We start from the raw sequence: 17,162 nt of genomic DNA on the forward strand, positions 1-17,162 counted from the left end.
TCGATACGCCGCCGGAAAGATGGTGCTACTCGGGGCGAACGGAATACGCTGCCGAATTAATGAACCGGAGTACTTAGGCAGCGCTACGGAACCCCGGCGATCGAGTACGCATTATGACCGGCATCCGCGGAGTGGACCCGACCCATCGCACCTACGTCAGCTACATCGACAAGAGTCGCGACTTATATCTCGCGCGCGGTTACTCGAACCCGTACCGCTGGGCGCATTTCGAGGACGTCCCGTTCGCGCCCCTGGCGAGGCCGCTGGCGCAGTCGGCGGTAACCATCGTCACCACGGCCATGCCGGCGCCCGACAACGCCGACGACGTACCGGAGTCGCGCAAGGTGTTCTCGATATCCGGCGCGCCGCCTCCCGCCAAGCTTTCGACCGAGGGCCTGTTCTGGGATCGCGGGGCGACCCACACCGACGATCTCGACTCGTTCTTCCCGATCCACCGCCTCGGGGAGTTCGTCCGCGAAGGTCGCGTTGGCCGGGTCGCCGCACGGCTGCACTGCGTACCCACGGAATACAGTCAACGCAGTACGATCGAACGTGACGCACCGGAGATCGTGCGCCGCTGCCGCGAAGACGGCGCCGCTGCCGCCTTGCTGGTTCCCCTGTGACCCGTCTGCCACCAGACCGTGAGTCTGGTCGCCCGGCAACTCGAAGCCGCCGGCATCGCCACCGTCGTACTCGGCTCGGCGCGCGACATCGTCGAGCACTGCGGGGTGGCGCGCTTCGTGTTCACGGACTTTCCGCTCGGTAACCCCTGCGGCAAGCCTTACGACGTCGTGATGCAGAAGCAGATCGTCGGCATGGCTCTGGATCTCATCGAGAGTGCCCGCCACCCGCGCACCACCGTCCAGACTCCGTTCGCATGGGGCAAAGATCAGTCGTGGCGCGACAACTTCATGCGCATCGATCCGTGACCGTGGGCGAACGGCTCTTGCCCGACCGGGGCCGGTCCACCGAAGCACGGATCTCCCTCGGCTGCGCAAGCTCTCGGCGCCGGCGGTATCGATCCCCCCATCAGGGCTCGCGACCGAAGCTCGCGATGCGCGCGATATCGACCCTGGCCCCGACGCCGACCGGAGTGCGCCATACAGGTGCTGCAGCCCCACGGCTGCCTCTGCTACGATGCGCAGCGTGGTTGAGGACGGGGGTAAAACGCCGGCGGGGACGGCGACGACGCGACCTCCCGCACCGGTGCGACGGAAGCGGACCGCGGGGCGACCGGTGGCGCAGAGGCGGGGGCCGCGGACGAAGAAGGCGGCGGCGCAGGCCCAGCGACGGGCTGCGTTGCGGGCTCTCTGCCTGCTCGGCGCCGAGGGGCTGGCCCTGAGTATTGTCGGTGTGGTCGTAGTCATTGCCGGGCTGGGGCGTTTTGCGGCGTGGTTCGCCGGCGCCGGGCTGTGGGCGCACCTGCTTCCGTTCGCCGCGGCGGTACTCGGTCTCGGCGTACTGACCGCCGGCCTGTTGTGGGGGTGGGTACGGGCGCGGGCATGGCTGTCGAGATGGGCGTCGTGGCTGCCGGTCGGGGTCGCGCTGTCTCTGGCAGCCGTGTCGGTTGGGCTGGCGACGCGACCGGGGTTCCACGACGCTCTCGCCGACCTGCAGGGCCTCGTCGGCGGTCAGGCCGAGGCGGAACGGATTGCCATTGCACATCAGGTGTACGCCACTTATCGGCGCGCCGATCCTGCCGAGTGGCGACGCATGCTCGAGCGGGCGCACGACTACGAGGCAGCCGTACACGATGCCGCAGCGGCGTTCGATCTGGACGGTGAAGTGCTCATGGGTGTCGCCGCGACGGAGTCGTCGTTCCTGCCGCGCACGAGCAAGGACGGCGGCCGTGGGCTGTTCCAATTGACCAACCTGCCGGCCCCGGCGGTCGAGGCGGCAAGACAGGCGCTCAGGGTGAAGCGTATCGACCCCCGCGACCATCGGCACAACGCCTTCGCGGGCGCGGCGACCTTGCGGCTCTACCTCGACGATGTCGACGGCGATATATTCCTCGGTCTGCTGGCGTACAACATGGGACCGCGCAACGGCGGGCTGCGTTCGATCATGGACCAGTACGGCGCACGCGACTTCGTCACCATCCAGCCTTACTTGCAGCTCCTGCCGCGCGACTACCCGATTCGGGTTCTCGCCGGCGCGCTTGCCTACCGTCTGTGGCGCACCGGCGGGCAGCTGCCGCGCTACGAGGACGGCGAGAACGCCCGGACGATTCAGGAGGTCGGCATACCGGGGTTCCCTGCGGAGCCGCTGCCTGCGATCCGTCGCGCCCGCCCGTCTTCTTGACCGCGGTAACGGTCGCCGGGCGGAATCCGATTTCTTCGTTGTCCAAAGGACGATACGCTCGGGTCGAGGCCACTGGGCGATGCACGTAACGGTTCGAGAAGCGACACAGATGGATGCCGCCGCCTGCGGGCGGGTACTTTATGCGGCTTTCAAGGCCATTGCGGACCAGCACGGCTTCGAGGCCGATTTCGATAACAACGAGCAGGCCACGCGTGTCGTGACCCACTTGCTTAATCAGCCCACCTTCCACGGGGTCGTGGCCGAGGCGAGCGGGCGCATCGTCGGATCGAGTTTCCTGGCCGAGGCCGATCCGATTCGCGCCGTCGGCCCGATATCCGTCGATCCCGGGGTCCAGCATGCGGGGGTCGGGCGGCAGCTCATGGCGGCGATGCTGGAGCGGGGAAAACAGGCTCCGGGTATCCGTCTGGTGCAGGACGCCTTCAACGCCACGTCGATGGCGTTGTACACCAGCCTCGGCTTTGCCGTACGCGAGCCTCTGGTATTGCTGCGCGGTCGGCCGACCGGAGCCCGTGACCGGGGCGTCGTGGTCCGGCCAATGCGGCCGTCGGACCTGCCGGCGTGCGCCACGCTGTGCGAGCGGGTTCACGGGGCGCCCCGCACTGCCGAACTCCGGGGAGCACTGCGTTCCCTCACTCCGCTGATCGCCGAGCGTGGTGACCGCATCACGGCTTACGTTACGACTCTGTCCTTCTGGCAGGTTGCGCACGGGGTGGCGGAATCGGAGGCGGACCTGCAGGAACTCGTCCTCGGTGCGGCCGCGCTCCGCGAAGAACCGGTCACCTTCCTCCTGCCCACCCGGCAAACGGCGATGTTCCGCTGGTGCCTGGGCGCCCGGCTACGCATCCGGAAACCGATGACCCTGATGACCCTGCGCGCGTATCAGGAGCCGGTAGGCTGCTACTTCCCGTCCGTGGCGTATTGACGGCGGCGGGCGAGTTGCCATCGCCGGCAACAACGTCCATCATTGACCGACCACCCCTCGGATGGAGGAGACACTGGTGAACCCTCACGCCGATGCGCGCCGCTCCGGCCGCTTGATCCAACCGTTGGTTCGGGAAAACGGCCGCTTGCAACCGGCAACCTGGGACGTTGCGCTCGAGCGTGCCGTCGGCGGGTTCAGGCGCATCCAGGAAACCCACGGCGGCGAAGCGATTGCCATGCTGAGCTGCTCGAAGGCTACCAACGAAGTCAACTATCTGGCACAGAAAGTCGCCCGCGTCGCTTTTCGCACCAACAATATCGATAGCTGCAACCGTACCTGACACGCCCCCAGCGTCGTCGGTCTGACGACCATCTTCGGTTTGGGCGGCGGCACCAATTCGTATCGCGAGGTGGAAGATACCGACGTTATCCTGCTGTGGGGCTCGAACGCCCGCGACGCCCACCCGGTCTGGTTTCAACATCTTCTCAAGGGCCTCCATAAGGGCGCCCGCCTGTATGTCATGGACCCCCGCCGCACCGCGTCGGCACAGTGGGCCGACGTCTGGCTGGGTCTGGACGTCGGCACCGACATTGCCCTCGCCAATGCCATGGCTCGGGAGATCATCGCCGCGGGACTGCACCACCCCGAGTTCATCGCCAACGCGACCGAAGGTTTCGAGGCCTACCGTACCGCCGTCGACGGCTACACCCTGACCGAGGCCGAACGGACTACCGGCGTACCCGCCGAGGTCATCCGCGAAGCCGCGCACACCTATGCGCGCGCCAGCAAGGCGATGATCTTCTGGACCCTCGGCATCGCCCAGCATCACAACGCCGTCGACTGCGTACTCGCACTGATCAACCTCGCCCTGCTCACCGGGCACGTCGGCAAGTGGGCCTCGGGCTGCAACCCCCTGCGCGGCCAGAACAACGTCCAGGGCGGCGGCGAGATGGGCGCTTTGCCGCATCGACTGCCCGGCTTCCACGACATCCTGAACCCGGACTCGCGCCGCCTCTTCGAGGCTCTCTGGCAGGTGCCGATCATTTCCCACTACGGCTGGAACCTGACCCAAATGCTGCTCGCCATGGAGCGCAGAGAACTGCGCGCGCTCTACATCGTCGGCGAAAACCCGGCCCATTCCGACGCCAATGCCGGGCATGTCGAGGAACTTCTGCGCGGCCTCGATCATCTCGTCGTGCAGGAGGTGTTTCTGACCCGCACGGCCGAGTTCGCCGACGTCGTCCTGCCCGCGGCGGCGACATGGTGCGAGAGCGAAGGGACGATGACCAACAGCGAACGCCGGGTGCAACGGGTGCGCAAGGCCCTCGATCCCCCGCCGGACGCTCGCGACGACCTCTGGATTCTCGCGGAGGTTGCCCGCCGCATGGGGGTTGCGTGGGAGCATCCGACGGCGGAGTCGATCTGGAACGAGTTTCGTTCGATCGCCCCGATCTTCGCCGGACTGAGTTACGCCCGCCTCGACGCCCTCAACGGCATCCAGTGGCCATGCCCCGACGAGTCGCACCCGGGCACCGCGTTCCTGCACGCCCGCCTGTGGGAAGAGCCGCGCGGCGGGCGCGCGGCGCCGTTTTCCGTCGTACACCATGACGGCCCGGTCGAACCGCCCGACGCGGAATATCCGTTCCTGTTGACCACCGGTCGCCGCCTCGAGGTCTACAACACCGGCGTGCAGACGGCGTCGTACAATCCGCCGCTGCGCCGCAGCGAGGCGATCGATCTTGCCCCCGAAGACGCGCAGCGGCTCGGGATCGTTTCCGGTGCGCTGGTCGAGGTGGTCTCCCGTCGCGGCCGCGTGACCGCACGAGCCGGAATCGACGGCGGCCTGCGTCCGGGTCTGGTGTTCATGCCGGTCAATTTTCCCGACGTGACCAACACCAACGCCCTGACGATAGATGCCTTCGATCCGAAATCGGGCACGTCGGAGTTCAAGGCCTGCGCGGTGCGCATCGCGGCCGTATCGAGGTAGACGCGATGGACATTCGCCTGCCGGACGCCAGACCGAGTGCCGCGGAGCGCGATGCCGTCGATCGGGTGCTGGGGCCGCCGCTGTCGGCGTGGGATGGCGGCGAGCGCGGCAACCCGCGCGATTTCCGCGTTGCCTATGGCGGCCGCGCGCAACGGAGCGAACGCCACCGGCTGCTGCCGTGCTTGCAAGCGCTGCAGGCACGGGTCGGCTGGATCACTCCGGGTGGACTCGCCTACGTGTGCGAGCGCCTCGGGGTACCGCCGGCGGAGGCCTGGTCGGTGGCCAGCTTCTATGGCTCGCTCGCGACCGCGCCGCAGCCGCGGCGCGTCGTTCGCGTTTGCGATGACATCGCCTGCCGCACCCGGGGTGCGGCCGCCGTCGGCGCTGCGGCCGCGGCAGCAACTGGCACGGCGGCGGGAGGCGAGGGCGATCCGGGCGATGGGGAGCGGCCGGCGTCGATGCGCACGGCGTGCCTCGGGCTGTGCGATCGTGCTCCGGCGGCGCTGGTTACGGAGGCCGGGGTTGCACCGATCGAGGTGCAGGTGGGGGGTGTCGATGCGGCGCGGGTCCGCGCTCTGCTCGCCGGTGAGGGCGATCCGGTCGATGCGAGCGCCGATCCTCCGCTGCCCCAGCGCGGCGATCCGTCGTTGCGTCTGCTGGCGCGAGTCGGTGCGGTGAACCCCGAGAGCCTTGACGCGTACCGGGAGGCGGGCGGCTATGCGGCGCTTGCCCGTGCGTTGGAGATTGGCCCGGAAGCGGTGCGGCGCGAGGTGGCGGTGGCGAAGCTGGTCGGGCGCGGCGGTGCCGCGTTTCCGACGGCAGCCAAGTGGGAGGCGGTGCGCCGCGCCTCATCGACGCCCCGCTATCTGGTCTGCAACGCCGACGAATCGGAGCCCGGAACTTTCAAGGATCGGGTGCTGCTCTGCGGCGATCCCTTCGCGGTTGTCGAGGCGATGACGATCGCGGCGTTCGCCGCCGGGTGCGAACGGGGGATTCTCTACGTGCGAGCCGAGTACCCGCTGGCTTACCGGCGCATCGCCCATGCCGTGGCGGCCGCGCGTGCCGCGGGTCTGCTCCGGGCGGACATCATGCGGCGCGGCTTCACCTTCGACGTCGAGGTGCGCCGCGGAGCTGGCGCGTATGTCTGTGGCGAGGAGACGGCGCTGCTGGCGTCGATCGAGGGCCAGCGCGGCGAGCCGCGCGTCAGGCCGCCCTTCCCCACCGCGGCAGGGCTGTTCGGCAAACCGACCCTCGTCAACAACGTGGAGACCCTGGTCAACGTGCTGTCGATCGTCAGTGACGGCGGAGCGGCGTTTGCGCGTATCGGCACGGCGGAGTCGACGGGCACACGTCTCTTTTCGGTCAGCGGCACCGTGCGCCATCCCGGGGTGTACGAGGTGGAGTTGGGCACCACCCTGCGCGACCTGCTGGCACTGGCCGGCGGCGTGGCGGCAGGGCGCACTCTGCAAGCGGTCCTGCTGGGGGGTGCCGCCGGCAGCTTCGTGCGGCCCGACGAGATCGACCTGGAGCTGTCGTTGGAGGCCGCGCGAGCCGCGGGTGTGACGCTCGGCTCGGGTGTGGTGATGGCGTTCGACGATACGGTCGATCTGCGCGACACGGTAATGCGCATCGCGCGTTTCTTCCGTGAGGAGTCCTGCGGACGCTGCGTGCCTTGCCGAGTAGGGACGGTACGCCAGGAGGAGTCGCTGGTGCGCCTGGCGGCGGGTACGCCGCGCGGCTCCGTGGCCGCAGAAATCGGGCTGCTTGCCGGCGTCGGGACGGCGATGCGCGACGCGTCGATGTGCGGACTCGGTCAGACGGCGCACTCGGCGGTCGAGTCGGCAATCGCGCGGTTGCGGCTCTTCGGCGAAGTCGTGCCGGAGCAGCCCCGCAAGGCAATGTCGGCGGCGCCGGTTTCGCAAGCGAGCGGTGGCCTGGCGGATGGCATCGATCTAGGTATCGACGGCCGCTGGGTGCGAGTACCGCCCGGCACGACGATTCTCGGCGCCTGCCGCAACCACGGCATCGAGGTTCCCACCCTTTGCTACCTGGAGACGCTGACCCCGGCGAACGCTTGCCGGCTGTGTGTGGTCGAGATCGAGGGTGCCCGCGCGCTCGTGCAGAGCTGTACGCGACTCGTCGAGCCGGGCCTGCGGGTGCACACGCAGTCGGAGCGGGTGCGCCACGCGCGCAGGATGGTGTTGGAGATGCTGGCGTCGTCGGTCGACCTCACGGCCGCACCGGCGCTCCGGGGCCTGTTGGACGCTTACGGTTGCGATCCGACACGGTACGGTCCGGCACAGTCGGCACACGACCGCGATGGCGGTCAAGCCGGGCATCCGGCGCCGGTCGATCCCGGTGTTGCCGCCGGCGTCGCCCAGCCGGTCAAGATCGACAACAACCTCTACGTGCGCGACTACGGCAAGTGCGTGCTCTGTTACCGGTGCGTAGCCACGTGTGGTGCGGACTACCAGAACACCTTTGCCATCGGTGTCGCGGGGCGCGGATTCGAGGCGCGCATCGGCACCGAATTCGCCGTGCCTCTGCCGGCCTCGGCGTGCGTATACTGCGGCAACTGCGTCGCCGTGTGCCCGACCGGGGCGTTGCTGGCCAGGGACGAATACGACCTGCGCGGCGCCGGCCGTTACGACGAGACCCGGCAAAGCGTTACGGACACGGTATGCCCGTATTGCGGCATCGGTTGCACGTTGCGCCTGCACGTACAGGACGGACGAATCGTGAAGGTGACGTCGCCGCTGGACAACAGCGTCACGCGCGGAAATCTCTGCATCAAAGGCCGCTTCGGCTGGCGCTTCGTGCACGACGTCGACCGCGCCGAAGACGAACGCCGGCGCTGATTTTCGGTTCTCGCGCCGCTTCGGGCAGCGCCCGATGTCTTCCCGCCGGGCATCGCGAGGAACGCCGGGACGGGGACGGCGACGGTAGCATCGTCGAGCGGGATCGTTTCCCGCCAAGCTATGTCGTCCGAATGCCCTCCCGGACCGGGGTCGACTTGCCGACCTGGCGGGCCCCGATCGGCAGCACGACCGGAAACCGCTGCAACGAATGAATCGAGAGGGGCGTCACATGCCGTCTCACCATGGCGGAAATTCCACCACGTTGTGGCAGATTCTTCGACCAGCGACGGCGACGCCGCTGCGCCCCCGTGGGCCGGGCTGCTTGATTGAGGATTGCCCCGCGGACATAGTCGCGAACGAATGGACATTATGGAAAGGGGGAGCCGGCAATGAGCGAGACCATCGGCATCGATCGCATCGGACCGTCGGCGGCGCGGGTGACGCTCCAGCGCCCCGCCAAACGCAACGCGCTTTCCGTTGCCCTGCGCGACGAGGTGAGCGACGCTCTCGACGCGATGGCCGGCGACGAGTCGTGCAAGTGCGTCGTGATCACGGGTGCGGGGGAGGTGTTCTCCGCAGGCTTCGATCTCTCCGAGTTCCGCCGCGCCGCCGGGGACGCCGATTTCTCGCGCGCTCTGTGGGCCTCGAGCGATCGCTTCCACCATACGCTGCTGTCGTTCCCGCTGCCGCTGCTCGCCGCGGTGAACGGGCCCGCGCTGGCGGGCGGCTTCGACCTCGCCGTGTGCTGCGACGTGCGCATCGCTGTCACAACGGCCCGGTTCGCGCATCCGGAGTTTACGTTCGGCGACGTCGTCTACTCGCCGCTGCACGATCTCGTCGGCGGCGCGGTAGCTCGCGAACTATGCCTGACAGGCCGGGAGCTCACGGCACAGGAGGCGTTGACTCTCGGCCTGGTGTCGGAAGTCGTGGCGCCGGAGGCCCTCGACGACGCGGTGGCGCGCGTCGTGCAACGCATCGACACGGCGCCGCGCGACCGGTTGATGCGCACCAAGGCGAAGGCCATCGCGCGCGCGGCTATCGCCGTCCGGGAGACGCTCGATCTGTGAGTACGGCAAACGACACCCCCCGCCCGGACGATGCGGAACTGGCGGCGATGTTCGGTACCGCCGCCTTCCACCGCACGCTCGGTGCAACGATCCGCCGCAGTGGGGCGGGAGTCGAAATCCTGGTGCGGCTCGACGAACGCTTCGAGAGTATTCCCGGACGGCTGCACGGCGGTATCGTGTCCAGCGTGCTCGATACGGCCAGCACGTGGGCACTGATCGCCGAGACCGGAAAGATATTCACGACCGTGGATCTGCGTACCGACTTCCTGCGTCCGGCGCCGATCGGCGATCTGCTGGCCATCGGCACGGTGGTAGCCCTCGGCTCGAGCGTCGCCCGATCCGGCGCCCGCCTTCTCGATGCCCAGGGTCGTTGCTGTGCGACCGCCACCGGCACTTTCGTGCGCATCGGCTGACGGCGGGTGGGGCCTGCACGAGGCCTGCCCCTACCGTCGGTGTGCATCCTCATCGGGCAGGCACGGGGGCCTACCCCTACGCATGGCGGTCGTCGGTGTGCATCCTCATCGGGCAGGCACGGGGGCCTGCCCCTACGCATGGCGGTCGTCTGCGTGCATCCTCGTCGGGCAGGCACGGGGGCCTGCCCCTACGCATGGCGGTCGTCGGTGTGCATCCTCGTCGGGCAGGCACGGGGGCCTGCCCCTACGCCTGGCGGTCACAGCCGGTCGGCGATCTCGGCGTGCAAGCGGAGGAGATCGGGAATGGTGTCGGGGGGGCGGCGACCCATGCCGCATTCGGTGCCGATGCCGAAGGCCGGAACGAACGATTGCGCCGCGCGGATGCGTTTCTCGGCACCAGCGATTCCGTCGGTGAGGTGTACGAGGCCGAGGTACAGCGTCGTGTGCGACTGCAGCCGGCGTCCGGTCAGCGGTGCGAAGTAGTCGGCGTCGGTGCGCGGGCGCGGCACGGGCAGGTGGATCCAGTCGATCGGTCGCCGCACGCCGGCGGAGATCGCGTTGGCGATACGCACCAGCTTGCCGCTGTCTTCGGGCTCTTTGAAATGCTTGTGGCCGGCGTCGCCGTAACAGAGGTGGTAACCGAGCTCGACGCCGCCGGGAACATGGTTGCCGATTCGGATCAGCCGCTCGACGATGCCCGCCTCGATATCTCGGAAGTGCGGCGACCGCAGGCCCTCCAGCAGCGCGAACTCGACGGCAACGTCCCACTGGACGGCCAGCTCGTCGGGCGGAATCGTGGCCGCAAGCGCATCGATTTCCGCCAGCAAGGCCTTCTCGTAAGCCGGTTCGACGGCGGCCTGGTCTACGGGAGCGACGAACCAGGTCACCGGCGCCAGCGGCGTGGGCAGGCTCACCTGAAAACGGAGTCCCGGGGGAACCACCCCCATACGTTTGAGACGGGAGAGGTGAGCGAAAGACTCCGCAGCCACTCGGGCGTAACCGAGCTCGGGGAACTTCAGGTCGGCGGCGGCGGCCCCGCTGCGCAGCTTGACGAAGGCGCCGGCGGAATAGGTCGCGGCATCTTCCGGTGTCGCGGCCTCGAGCAGCGGATGTTGCAGGAAGTTCGCCGCCTGCCAGTGAATCCAGTCCGCGCGCAGTCCGGTTTCGCCGTCCGACACCCGCTGCAATCGCGGACCGAGCAGGGCACTGGCCGTGCGGAACACGTCCTCGGCATCGCGTAGCGGCACGCTGCCGACGAGGTGTACCCCTTCGATTCCGTTCTGGTGCCGAGTCATAGCGCTTCCCCTTCCGGCCGTGACGGGTCTTCAGAATGGGAGCGTCGGCTCCACGACGACGCGGTCGATCCCGTTGCGGCCCAGGTTGTCCGGCACTCGCGTGTTCTCGAAAAACACGGTGTTGCCCTTGCGGAGCTGAACGGACGCGGCGCCGTGCGGCTGCACCTCGAACGTGTAGTCGCGGCACTCCTGCTTGCAAGGTAGGACGCCCACCTCGTCCTCCATGCCGTGCGTGTCGCAGGCGGCGGCCAGACACAGACGGGTGGTCGCTATGTAGCCGAACGGGACGTAGATGGAGGCGTGCAGGCCGGTCCCGTCGAGGCACAGGTCGATGCCCTGGAGCACGTTGTCCAGCTCGACGCGTGCGACGCGCTCTTGCAGCAAGAACTCCCGGTAAATCGGTACGTCGAGGCTGCACGTCCGGAAGTAGTCGGCCGTCGCGGCGTTGAACCGGTCGACGAGATCGGCGAGCCGAGGGCCGCGCTTCATCTTGGTCATGAGGCGTCCCATCACCGGCGTCAGGGTCGCGAACTCTCGGTTGAGGAGGCGCAGGACTCCCCAGTCGTTGAAGACCACTTCGCCATCGGGGTGGTGTGCGGCGAACACGACGAGCAGGTCCCGCACGCGACCCAGGCCGCGCTCGGTAACGTACGGGGTGACGAACGTGAAGGCGGCACCCATCGGTCCGGCGGATGCCAGCGCCGCCTTCAGTTCGGCGGGCGTCGGCAGCAATCGCTCGCAGAATTCGTGGCCGTAATAGATACGCGAGTAGCCGCTCGCGTCCGCATCCGGACGAGTGGCCGGCGTCAGGTAAAGAGCCTGCTCGGGGACCGGGGGAGTCTTCATGCGACTTTCGGCCGCGCGGCGATGGCTTCCGGGTAGTAACAGGTCGCGCTGCGGCAGGGCTGGCGGTAAGTGTGTGCGTGCAGGAGTCGAGCCGCGTCCCGAAAGCGGTTGCGGTCGATCGTCCGATCGGTCGAGAGCGTCAGCATCGCACGGATGAAGCGCACGTCGGCGAGCTTGCGCGCCGTCGGGTTGCCTCGGCCAACCACCTTGACGTGAGTCACGCCGAGACGCGCAAGGTCGTACAGTGCGCAGGCGCCGCAGGGCGACTGATCCATGTGATAGCGTTCCCACACGCGCTGGCGGACAACGGGGCTGACGTGGCGATAATCGGCGTCGCGTTTGCGTCGCGCGGCCGTGCCGGCGCTCTGGCAGCGCACCTGACACGGGAGCATGCAGGCGTTCTTGAACGCCTCGCCGGGGATCTGGACGTGGTCGTACGTGCACAGGCCGTCGACGTTGGGGCAGCGTCCGTTGAGCACGAAGACGGCGGTTTCCATCCCGTCAAGGTTGCGCACCACGCTGCCGACCTCTTCGATGGTCTGCTGCCGCTCCAGCGTGACCCGCGACACGCCGAGATCGCGAAAGAAAGCCGCAGCCTCCGAGTTGAAGATCGCCGTGCCGGTGCTGAGATGGAGCTCGGCATTGAGTCTCGCCGCTCGGATACCGAGAACGAGTGCCGGGTCGGCGACGATCAGGCTGTCGACGCCGGTGTCGAGCGCGCAACCGATGTACTCGAAGAGCAGAGGGTACTGTACGCTCGTGTAGTAGTGCTCGTTGATCGTGAGGCAGACCGGGACACCGGCGGCGTGTGCGATACGGACGGTTTCCGCCAGAGCGTCGACCGATTCGATGCTGGCGATGCTACCCGAGCGGCGGTTGACGGCCGCGATCGTGTAGGTCTGCAGCCACGGTTCCCAGTACAGCCCGCAGAACAGCTCGTCGGCGCCGGCGTCGATGAGCGCCTGCGCCTCGTCTGGGCGATCTACCGGAGCAATGATCTTCACGGTCCCGCTCCCTTTCCGCTAGTCCTCCGGGAAGGCGTAGCCCATGGGATCGCACGCGGTGTTGGGATCGAAGGCCTTCTTGATCTTCTTCTTCCACACGTGGACGTTGCTCAGCATGGGTCCGAACGTGTCGTTCATGAGCGCCCCGATGTTGGCGAACAGCCCGGCGCCGCTGCGGGTCTCGAATTGCTTCTGGTAGGAAGTCGCCAACAAGTCGAGCATGCCCTGCACCGATTTCTCGTCGCGTGGGTCGAAGTGCGGGATCTGTTCGGACAGATAGGCGATGTCGCTGAAAGTGCCCCAGTTGGTTTCGCCGTTGTCGATGCAGATGCCCTGGTCGGTGTAGGTTTTGGTGTGAGCGTATGAGGCGTCGTGGCTCAGGCGGGAGACGTCGACCGATTCGTTCAGGTAGTACCCTTCGAGTATACCGCCGCTGGGGCGACTGACGCCGCGGAAGACGTGGTCGCTTAGGATGCTGGTGCGCAGGACGCCGAGGGCGAGTCGGGGTTCCTGTTGCAGCGTCTCCGCGAGGCGTCCACCCGTGCGTCTCAGGATCTCGTGGAGGACCTTCTCCTTGTAGTCGAGCTCGGCGGGCGAGTGACCGGCGAGAATCAACGAAATGCCGTTGGTAAGCTCGCGGTCCAGCAGGCCGGACTGCCAGAGCTCCCATGCCGCTTCGTTCGAGTCGGACATGGCGTAACAGAGGAACGAGCGCGGCATGCGGTTGAAGGTATGGGCGATGCCCTCTTCCCAGACGGCGTTGACGGCGTCGTACATCTGGTCGCTGGTCGGAAAGCCGGCGAAGAAACAGCGCATGTTTGCCGGCAGTTCACCGTCGTAGGTGGGCGGCAGGCCATGACCTTTGAACACGGCCGGGCCGTGCCACGGGTAGAGCTTCACCGCCACCCTGGTGAACACGCCAAGCCCGCCGAAGGCGCCGAACACACCGCGCATCATGCCGCGCAGGCTGGGTCCCGGACCGTCCCCGCAGAACCAGCCCGCACCGGCACCGAGAGCGCCCAGTTGCAGCAGTTCGCCGGTCGGCAGCACCCACTCGACACCGAGGACGTTGCGCGAGCTGTAGCCGGCGCTGGGGTTGTCGGGGCCTTCTCCGCCCACCGACGTTGCGCTTGCCAGCGGCGAGGTGTTGGCCCCCGCGGCATGCACGTGTGCGCGCAGCCCTTTCTTGATCGCCGCGTGGAACAATCTCGCGTTGCTCACGTACGGTTCGATTACGGCGATCTTGTTCTTCGCGTCGATGTCGACGATCCGGTTCATACGGCGAAGATCGATCTGGATACGGTCCTCGCCGCCTTCGCAGACGACGCCGGTGGAGAAAGCGTGAAACCGCAGTCCTTTGCGGTTGCAGACGCGCACGATCTCCTGCACCTGCACGGTGTTCTCCGGCAGCAGAACGGCGGCCGGTCTGGGAATGAACTTCTTCTCGCCGCCGTGCCCCAGGGCAGTGATCAGCTCGGAAAGGAAATAGAAGGAATAGCTGTCGAGGATCACCGGATCGTCGCTGATGAACTCGTGGCCGACGACATCCCGCAGGGCCACGTACGCATCTCTGGAGAGAGCCATTTCGTCGTTCCTCCGTGCGCGGGCTCAAAGCGCCTTGTGCACGAGCTCGATGACGTCGTAGACGTCGATGGTCGCGCCCGTCTGCCGGGTCGAGTCTTCGAGGCTGCGGATGCACCACGGACAGGCGGTGACCAGAGCGTCGGCACCCGTGCCGGCGGCTTCGTCGAGCCGTTGCCGTGCGGTCCACGCGGCGAAGTCCGGGTACGCCTCGCGAACCCCACCCCCGGCGCCGCAGCACCAGCTATAGCCCTCGATCCGCGCCATTTCGGTCAGTCGCAGTCCGGGAATCCGTTCGAGCACCTGCCGTGGGGCGCGATAGACCCCGTGGGTACCACGCCGGAACTCCTTGGGCGGATCGCGCAGGACGAGTTGGTTCATGACCTTCTTTTCTTCGCCCTCCCAGGGAATCCACGGCTCGGCCAGCCGGCCGAGATGGCAGGGATCGTGATAGGTGACCTCCATGGGAACCTCGGTGGTCAGCTCGAGGCGGCCGGCTGCCATGAGCCGGTCGACGTACTCGGTAACGTGCACGACGTCGACGCCGAGCGGCTTGCCGATCTTGTGGTAGAGGATTTTGAAGGCGTGGTAACAGTGGGCGCACGAGGTCACGAGGGTCTTGACCCCCGCCGCGGCCAGCGTCTTCCGGTGCTGGTCGGCATAGTGAGCGAGCGGCTCCCGATAGCCCATCTCGTAGGCGCGCCCGCCGCAGCAGAGTTCATTGTCGCCGGCGATACCGACGGTGAGTCCGGCGCGCTGCAGGACCTCGATGGCACTGCGGGCGATGTTCCACTGGGCACTGTCGAAAGACAGGCGGCAGCCGGCGTGGTAGGCGACCTCGACGTTGCCCTCGGCGAGGGTCCGCACACCCAATCCCCTCGCCCAATCGCCGCGGCCGGCGCGTGGCCGCTGCATCATGTTGTCGTTTTGCCGCAGACTCTCGATGAGCTTTGCGTGCGCCGGAATCGTCTGTCCATCGCGCACGCAGTGGGCGCGGAATTCGGTCATCATCTCCAGCGGTTCGAGCTCGCGGTCCTTCTTGCAGGCAACGTCGCACGCGCCGCAGAGCTGGCACTTGTAGAGCACGTCCAGTAGTTCCGGCGAGTAGCCCACGCGTTTGGTCAGGAACGAGAGGCCGGCGACAAAGCGGCCGCCGGCGGAGTAGGAGTGGAATCCGTAACGCGCAATGCTCGGACAGATCTCCGGCCAGTCTTCGTCGAGCTGGGATGCCGGCGCGAACTTGCAGTCCGAGCAGCGGCTACAGCGCATCATGTCGGCTTCGAAGTCCTCCAGTGCCATCGTGGTCTCCTCGTGTCGGCGGCGAACGCGCTCAAAAGCAGAGCTTGCCGGGGTTCATGACGTGTTGCGGATCGAAGATCGCCTTGAGTTTCTTCAGTGCCATGGTGCTCACGGCGTCGCGGCGGTAGGCGAAATCCGCGCAACGACCGTACGGACGCGAGAAGAAGGCACCCGCATTCGCCAGGGCGACACTCGCCTCCTCGACCAGAGTCCGCACCGCGCCGGCGGCAGCGCCGTCACCGGGATCGTAAGGGAGGTTCAACTCGCAGTGGCAACTCGTGCCCTGCACGGTCGGCTGCACGTACGTACCCAAATCGCGGGTGGGATACCCGGCGCGTTCGGCGCGCTCGTGGAACAGACGCACCATCGCCGCCGCGCGATCCAGCGTGGTCAGGAAGAACACGTCTTCGCATCCTCCCGAAAGGCGCAGCTTCCAGTAAGGGTCGGTCGACGGCGCCGTCAGGCTCCGGGCGACGTGGTCCGCGCGCACGCCAGCGGGGAGATTCTTCACCGGCCGCAGCCCAAGGCGTTGGGCGAGGTCCTGCCACTGCTCGACCTGATAGGCGATCCGTTCCTCCGGCAGGACGCCGGTGCCGTCGACCGCGAAATAGAGGATCCAGGCCGGCAGTGCGGCACGCAACCGGCGGAGGCTCTCGGCGTCGTCGGTGAGGATGGCGGCGAGGTTGTGAGCGTTCAGGACGAACACATCGTCGCCGAGCATGATTCGAAACAGCTCGTGTCCCAGCGCCAGCAACGGCTCGGGCGACTCCGAGGCGACCAGAAACGCCTCGGTGACAGTGGGCAGCAAGCGGCACTTCATCGTTGCCCAGGTCACGATGCCCATCGTGCCCTGCGCACCCTGAACGATACGCTGCAAGTCGGTTTGACCGGGGCCCATGCCGCGCATTTGAGCGCCGCCGGCCTGGCGTTGTTCTTCGATGGTGCCCGGACCGGCGGCCGACCCGGTGCGGAACAGCTCGCCGTTGCCGAAGATGACTTCGATGCAGAGTAGCGGGTCCTGGATGTCCCACTGGTGCCGGCCCATGGTAATCGGCTCGCGTTCGAGCATGCTGCCGACGACCGACTTGGTGCGGCGCGGCAGCAGGGGCATGTAAGGCGCGAGCCCCTCGCGGCGCAGCGCCGGCAGGAGCTCGCCATAGGTCACCCCCGGCTCGATCATGGCGACGCGGTTGCGGCGATCGACGCGCAGGACGGCGTTCATGGTGCTCAAATCGACGATTACGGCTCCGCCCTCGCCGGGCACCGTATCGCCGCGGAAGTGAGGCGCCCCGGAACTGACAGGCACCAGCGGCGTCGCCGTGCGGTTGGCCCAGCGCACCAGTTCCTGAACCTGTTCCGGGGTAGCCGGCTGCACCACGCAGCGCGGAGTCGTGGGGGTGGCGAAGCTCTCGTCGCGGGCGAGCCGGCGCAGGAGGTTGGGGTCGTCGAAGACGCGGTCGCGACCGACGATATCGGTCAGGTCGTCGTGGGGGATCACGGCGGGATTCATAGATGCCTCCGATCGGGCGGCGGTCGGGCTAGCAGGATGCCGAAAGACCTCTGCGCGG

14 protein-coding genes and 1 pseudogene are annotated in these 17,162 nt (G+C 67.5%); 9 read left to right on the forward strand and 6 right to left on the reverse strand.

Translation table 11 applies throughout. From position 1 onward, the window contains the following. The first annotated feature begins 113 nt into the window (after nt 1-113). The 9 genes and pseudogenes from L6Q96_16385 (at nt 114) to L6Q96_16425 (ending at nt 9,569) form a co-directional block, all read left to right on the forward strand. Nucleotides 114-623 (forward strand): hypothetical protein, encoded by a 510-nt coding sequence (locus L6Q96_16385; GenBank protein MCK6556135.1) that lies wholly within the window; start codon nt 114-116, stop codon nt 621-623. Nucleotides 624-641: 18 nt separating this feature from the next. Continuing rightward, a complete protein-coding gene (locus L6Q96_16390) occupies nt 642-929 on the forward strand; it encodes a hypothetical protein (GenBank protein ID MCK6556136.1) in 288 nt (95 codons plus the stop codon). A 307-nt stretch (nt 930-1,236) separates the two neighbouring features. Further along, complete coding sequence (locus L6Q96_16395; protein MCK6556137.1) at nt 1,237-2,301, forward strand: lytic transglycosylase domain-containing protein; 1,065 nt, start codon at nt 1,237-1,239, stop codon at nt 2,299-2,301. Between the two features lie 79 nt (nt 2,302-2,380). Then, nucleotides 2,381-3,244, forward strand: a complete 864-nt coding sequence (locus L6Q96_16400; protein MCK6556138.1) for a GNAT family N-acetyltransferase — start codon at nt 2,381-2,383, stop codon at nt 3,242-3,244. Nucleotides 3,245-3,305: 61 nt separating this feature from the next. Beyond that, nucleotides 3,306-5,231: a molybdopterin-dependent oxidoreductase gene (locus L6Q96_16405; protein MCK6556139.1), complete on the forward strand. Its 1,926-nt coding sequence runs from the start codon at nt 3,306-3,308 to the stop codon at nt 5,229-5,231. 5 nt (nt 5,232-5,236) lie between these two features. Further along, a pseudogene (locus tag L6Q96_16410) lies at nt 5,237-7,087 on the forward strand (NAD(P)H-dependent oxidoreductase subunit E). Nucleotides 7,088-7,129: 42 nt separating this feature from the next. Next, the gene (locus tag L6Q96_16415) at nt 7,130-8,089 is read left to right on the forward strand and encodes a 2Fe-2S iron-sulfur cluster-binding protein (protein MCK6556140.1); all 960 of its coding nucleotides are present in this window, start codon (nt 7,130-7,132) and stop codon (nt 8,087-8,089) included. Nucleotides 8,090-8,478: 389 nt separating this feature from the next. After that, the gene (locus L6Q96_16420; GenBank protein MCK6556141.1) at nt 8,479-9,156 is read left to right on the forward strand and encodes an enoyl-CoA hydratase/isomerase family protein; all 678 of its coding nucleotides are present in this window, start codon (nt 8,479-8,481) and stop codon (nt 9,154-9,156) included. Then, entirely contained in the window at nt 9,153-9,569 is a 417-nt protein-coding gene (locus L6Q96_16425) for a PaaI family thioesterase (protein ID MCK6556142.1), read from the forward strand. The genes L6Q96_16420 and L6Q96_16425 overlap by 4 nt, the downstream gene beginning before the upstream one ends. A 257-nt stretch (nt 9,570-9,826) precedes the next feature. On the opposite strand, the gene L6Q96_16430 is transcribed toward L6Q96_16425, so the two are convergent. Genes L6Q96_16430 through L6Q96_16455 form a run of 6 tightly spaced genes read right to left on the reverse strand, consistent with a single transcriptional unit; the run spans nt 9,827 to nt 17,104 of the window. After that, nucleotides 9,827-10,864, reverse strand: coding sequence for a hypothetical protein (locus L6Q96_16430; protein MCK6556143.1), 1,038 nt, complete (start codon nt 10,862-10,864; stop codon nt 9,827-9,829). A 30-nt stretch (nt 10,865-10,894) separates the two neighbouring features. Next, nucleotides 10,895-11,710: a hypothetical protein gene (locus L6Q96_16435; protein MCK6556144.1), complete on the reverse strand. Its 816-nt coding sequence runs from the start codon at nt 11,708-11,710 to the stop codon at nt 10,895-10,897. Beyond that, entirely contained in the window at nt 11,707-12,714 is a 1,008-nt protein-coding gene (locus tag L6Q96_16440; GenBank protein MCK6556145.1) for a U32 family peptidase, read from the reverse strand. Before L6Q96_16440 ends, L6Q96_16435 begins: the two co-directional genes overlap by 4 nt. Nucleotides 12,715-12,732: 18 nt before the next feature. Then, nucleotides 12,733-14,298, reverse strand: a complete 1,566-nt coding sequence (locus L6Q96_16445) for an FAD-binding oxidoreductase (GenBank protein MCK6556146.1) — start codon at nt 14,296-14,298, stop codon at nt 12,733-12,735. Between the two features lie 24 nt (nt 14,299-14,322). Beyond that, on the reverse strand, nt 14,323-15,594 hold the full coding sequence (locus L6Q96_16450; GenBank protein ID MCK6556147.1) for a (Fe-S)-binding protein: 1,272 nt from the start codon (nt 15,592-15,594) through the stop codon (nt 14,323-14,325). 31 nt (nt 15,595-15,625) lie between these two features. Beyond that, a complete protein-coding gene (locus L6Q96_16455) occupies nt 15,626-17,104 on the reverse strand; it encodes an FAD-binding oxidoreductase (GenBank protein MCK6556148.1) in 1,479 nt (492 codons plus the stop codon). Between the last annotated feature and the right edge of the window lie 58 nt (nt 17,105-17,162).

The sequence above is a fragment of the Candidatus Binatia bacterium genome (assembly GCA_023150935.1).
Classification (GTDB): Bacteria; Desulfobacterota; Binatia; order HRBIN30; family HRBIN30; genus JAKLJW01.

Coding starts and splice junctions, on each gene's coding strand:
- L6Q96_16385 (MCK6556135.1), top strand. CDS start 114: ATGACCGGCATCCGCGGAGTGGACCCGACCCATCGCACCTACGTCAGC.
- L6Q96_16400 (MCK6556138.1), top strand. CDS start 2,381: ATGCACGTAACGGTTCGAGAAGCGACACAGATGGATGCCGCCGCCTGC.
- L6Q96_16415 (MCK6556140.1), top strand. CDS start 7,130: ATGTCGGCGGCGCCGGTTTCGCAAGCGAGCGGTGGCCTGGCGGATGGC.
- L6Q96_16420 (MCK6556141.1), top strand. CDS start 8,479: ATGAGCGAGACCATCGGCATCGATCGCATCGGACCGTCGGCGGCGCGG.
- L6Q96_16430 (MCK6556143.1), bottom strand. CDS start 10,864: ATGACTCGGCACCAGAACGGAATCGAAGGGGTACACCTCGTCGGCAGC.
- L6Q96_16435 (MCK6556144.1), bottom strand. CDS start 11,710: ATGAAGACTCCCCCGGTCCCCGAGCAGGCTCTTTACCTGACGCCGGCC.
- L6Q96_16445 (MCK6556146.1), bottom strand. CDS start 14,298: ATGGCTCTCTCCAGAGATGCGTACGTGGCCCTGCGGGATGTCGTCGGC.
- L6Q96_16450 (MCK6556147.1), bottom strand. CDS start 15,594: ATGGCACTGGAGGACTTCGAAGCCGACATGATGCGCTGTAGCCGCTGC.
- L6Q96_16455 (MCK6556148.1), bottom strand. CDS start 17,104: ATGAATCCCGCCGTGATCCCCCACGACGACCTGACCGATATCGTCGGT.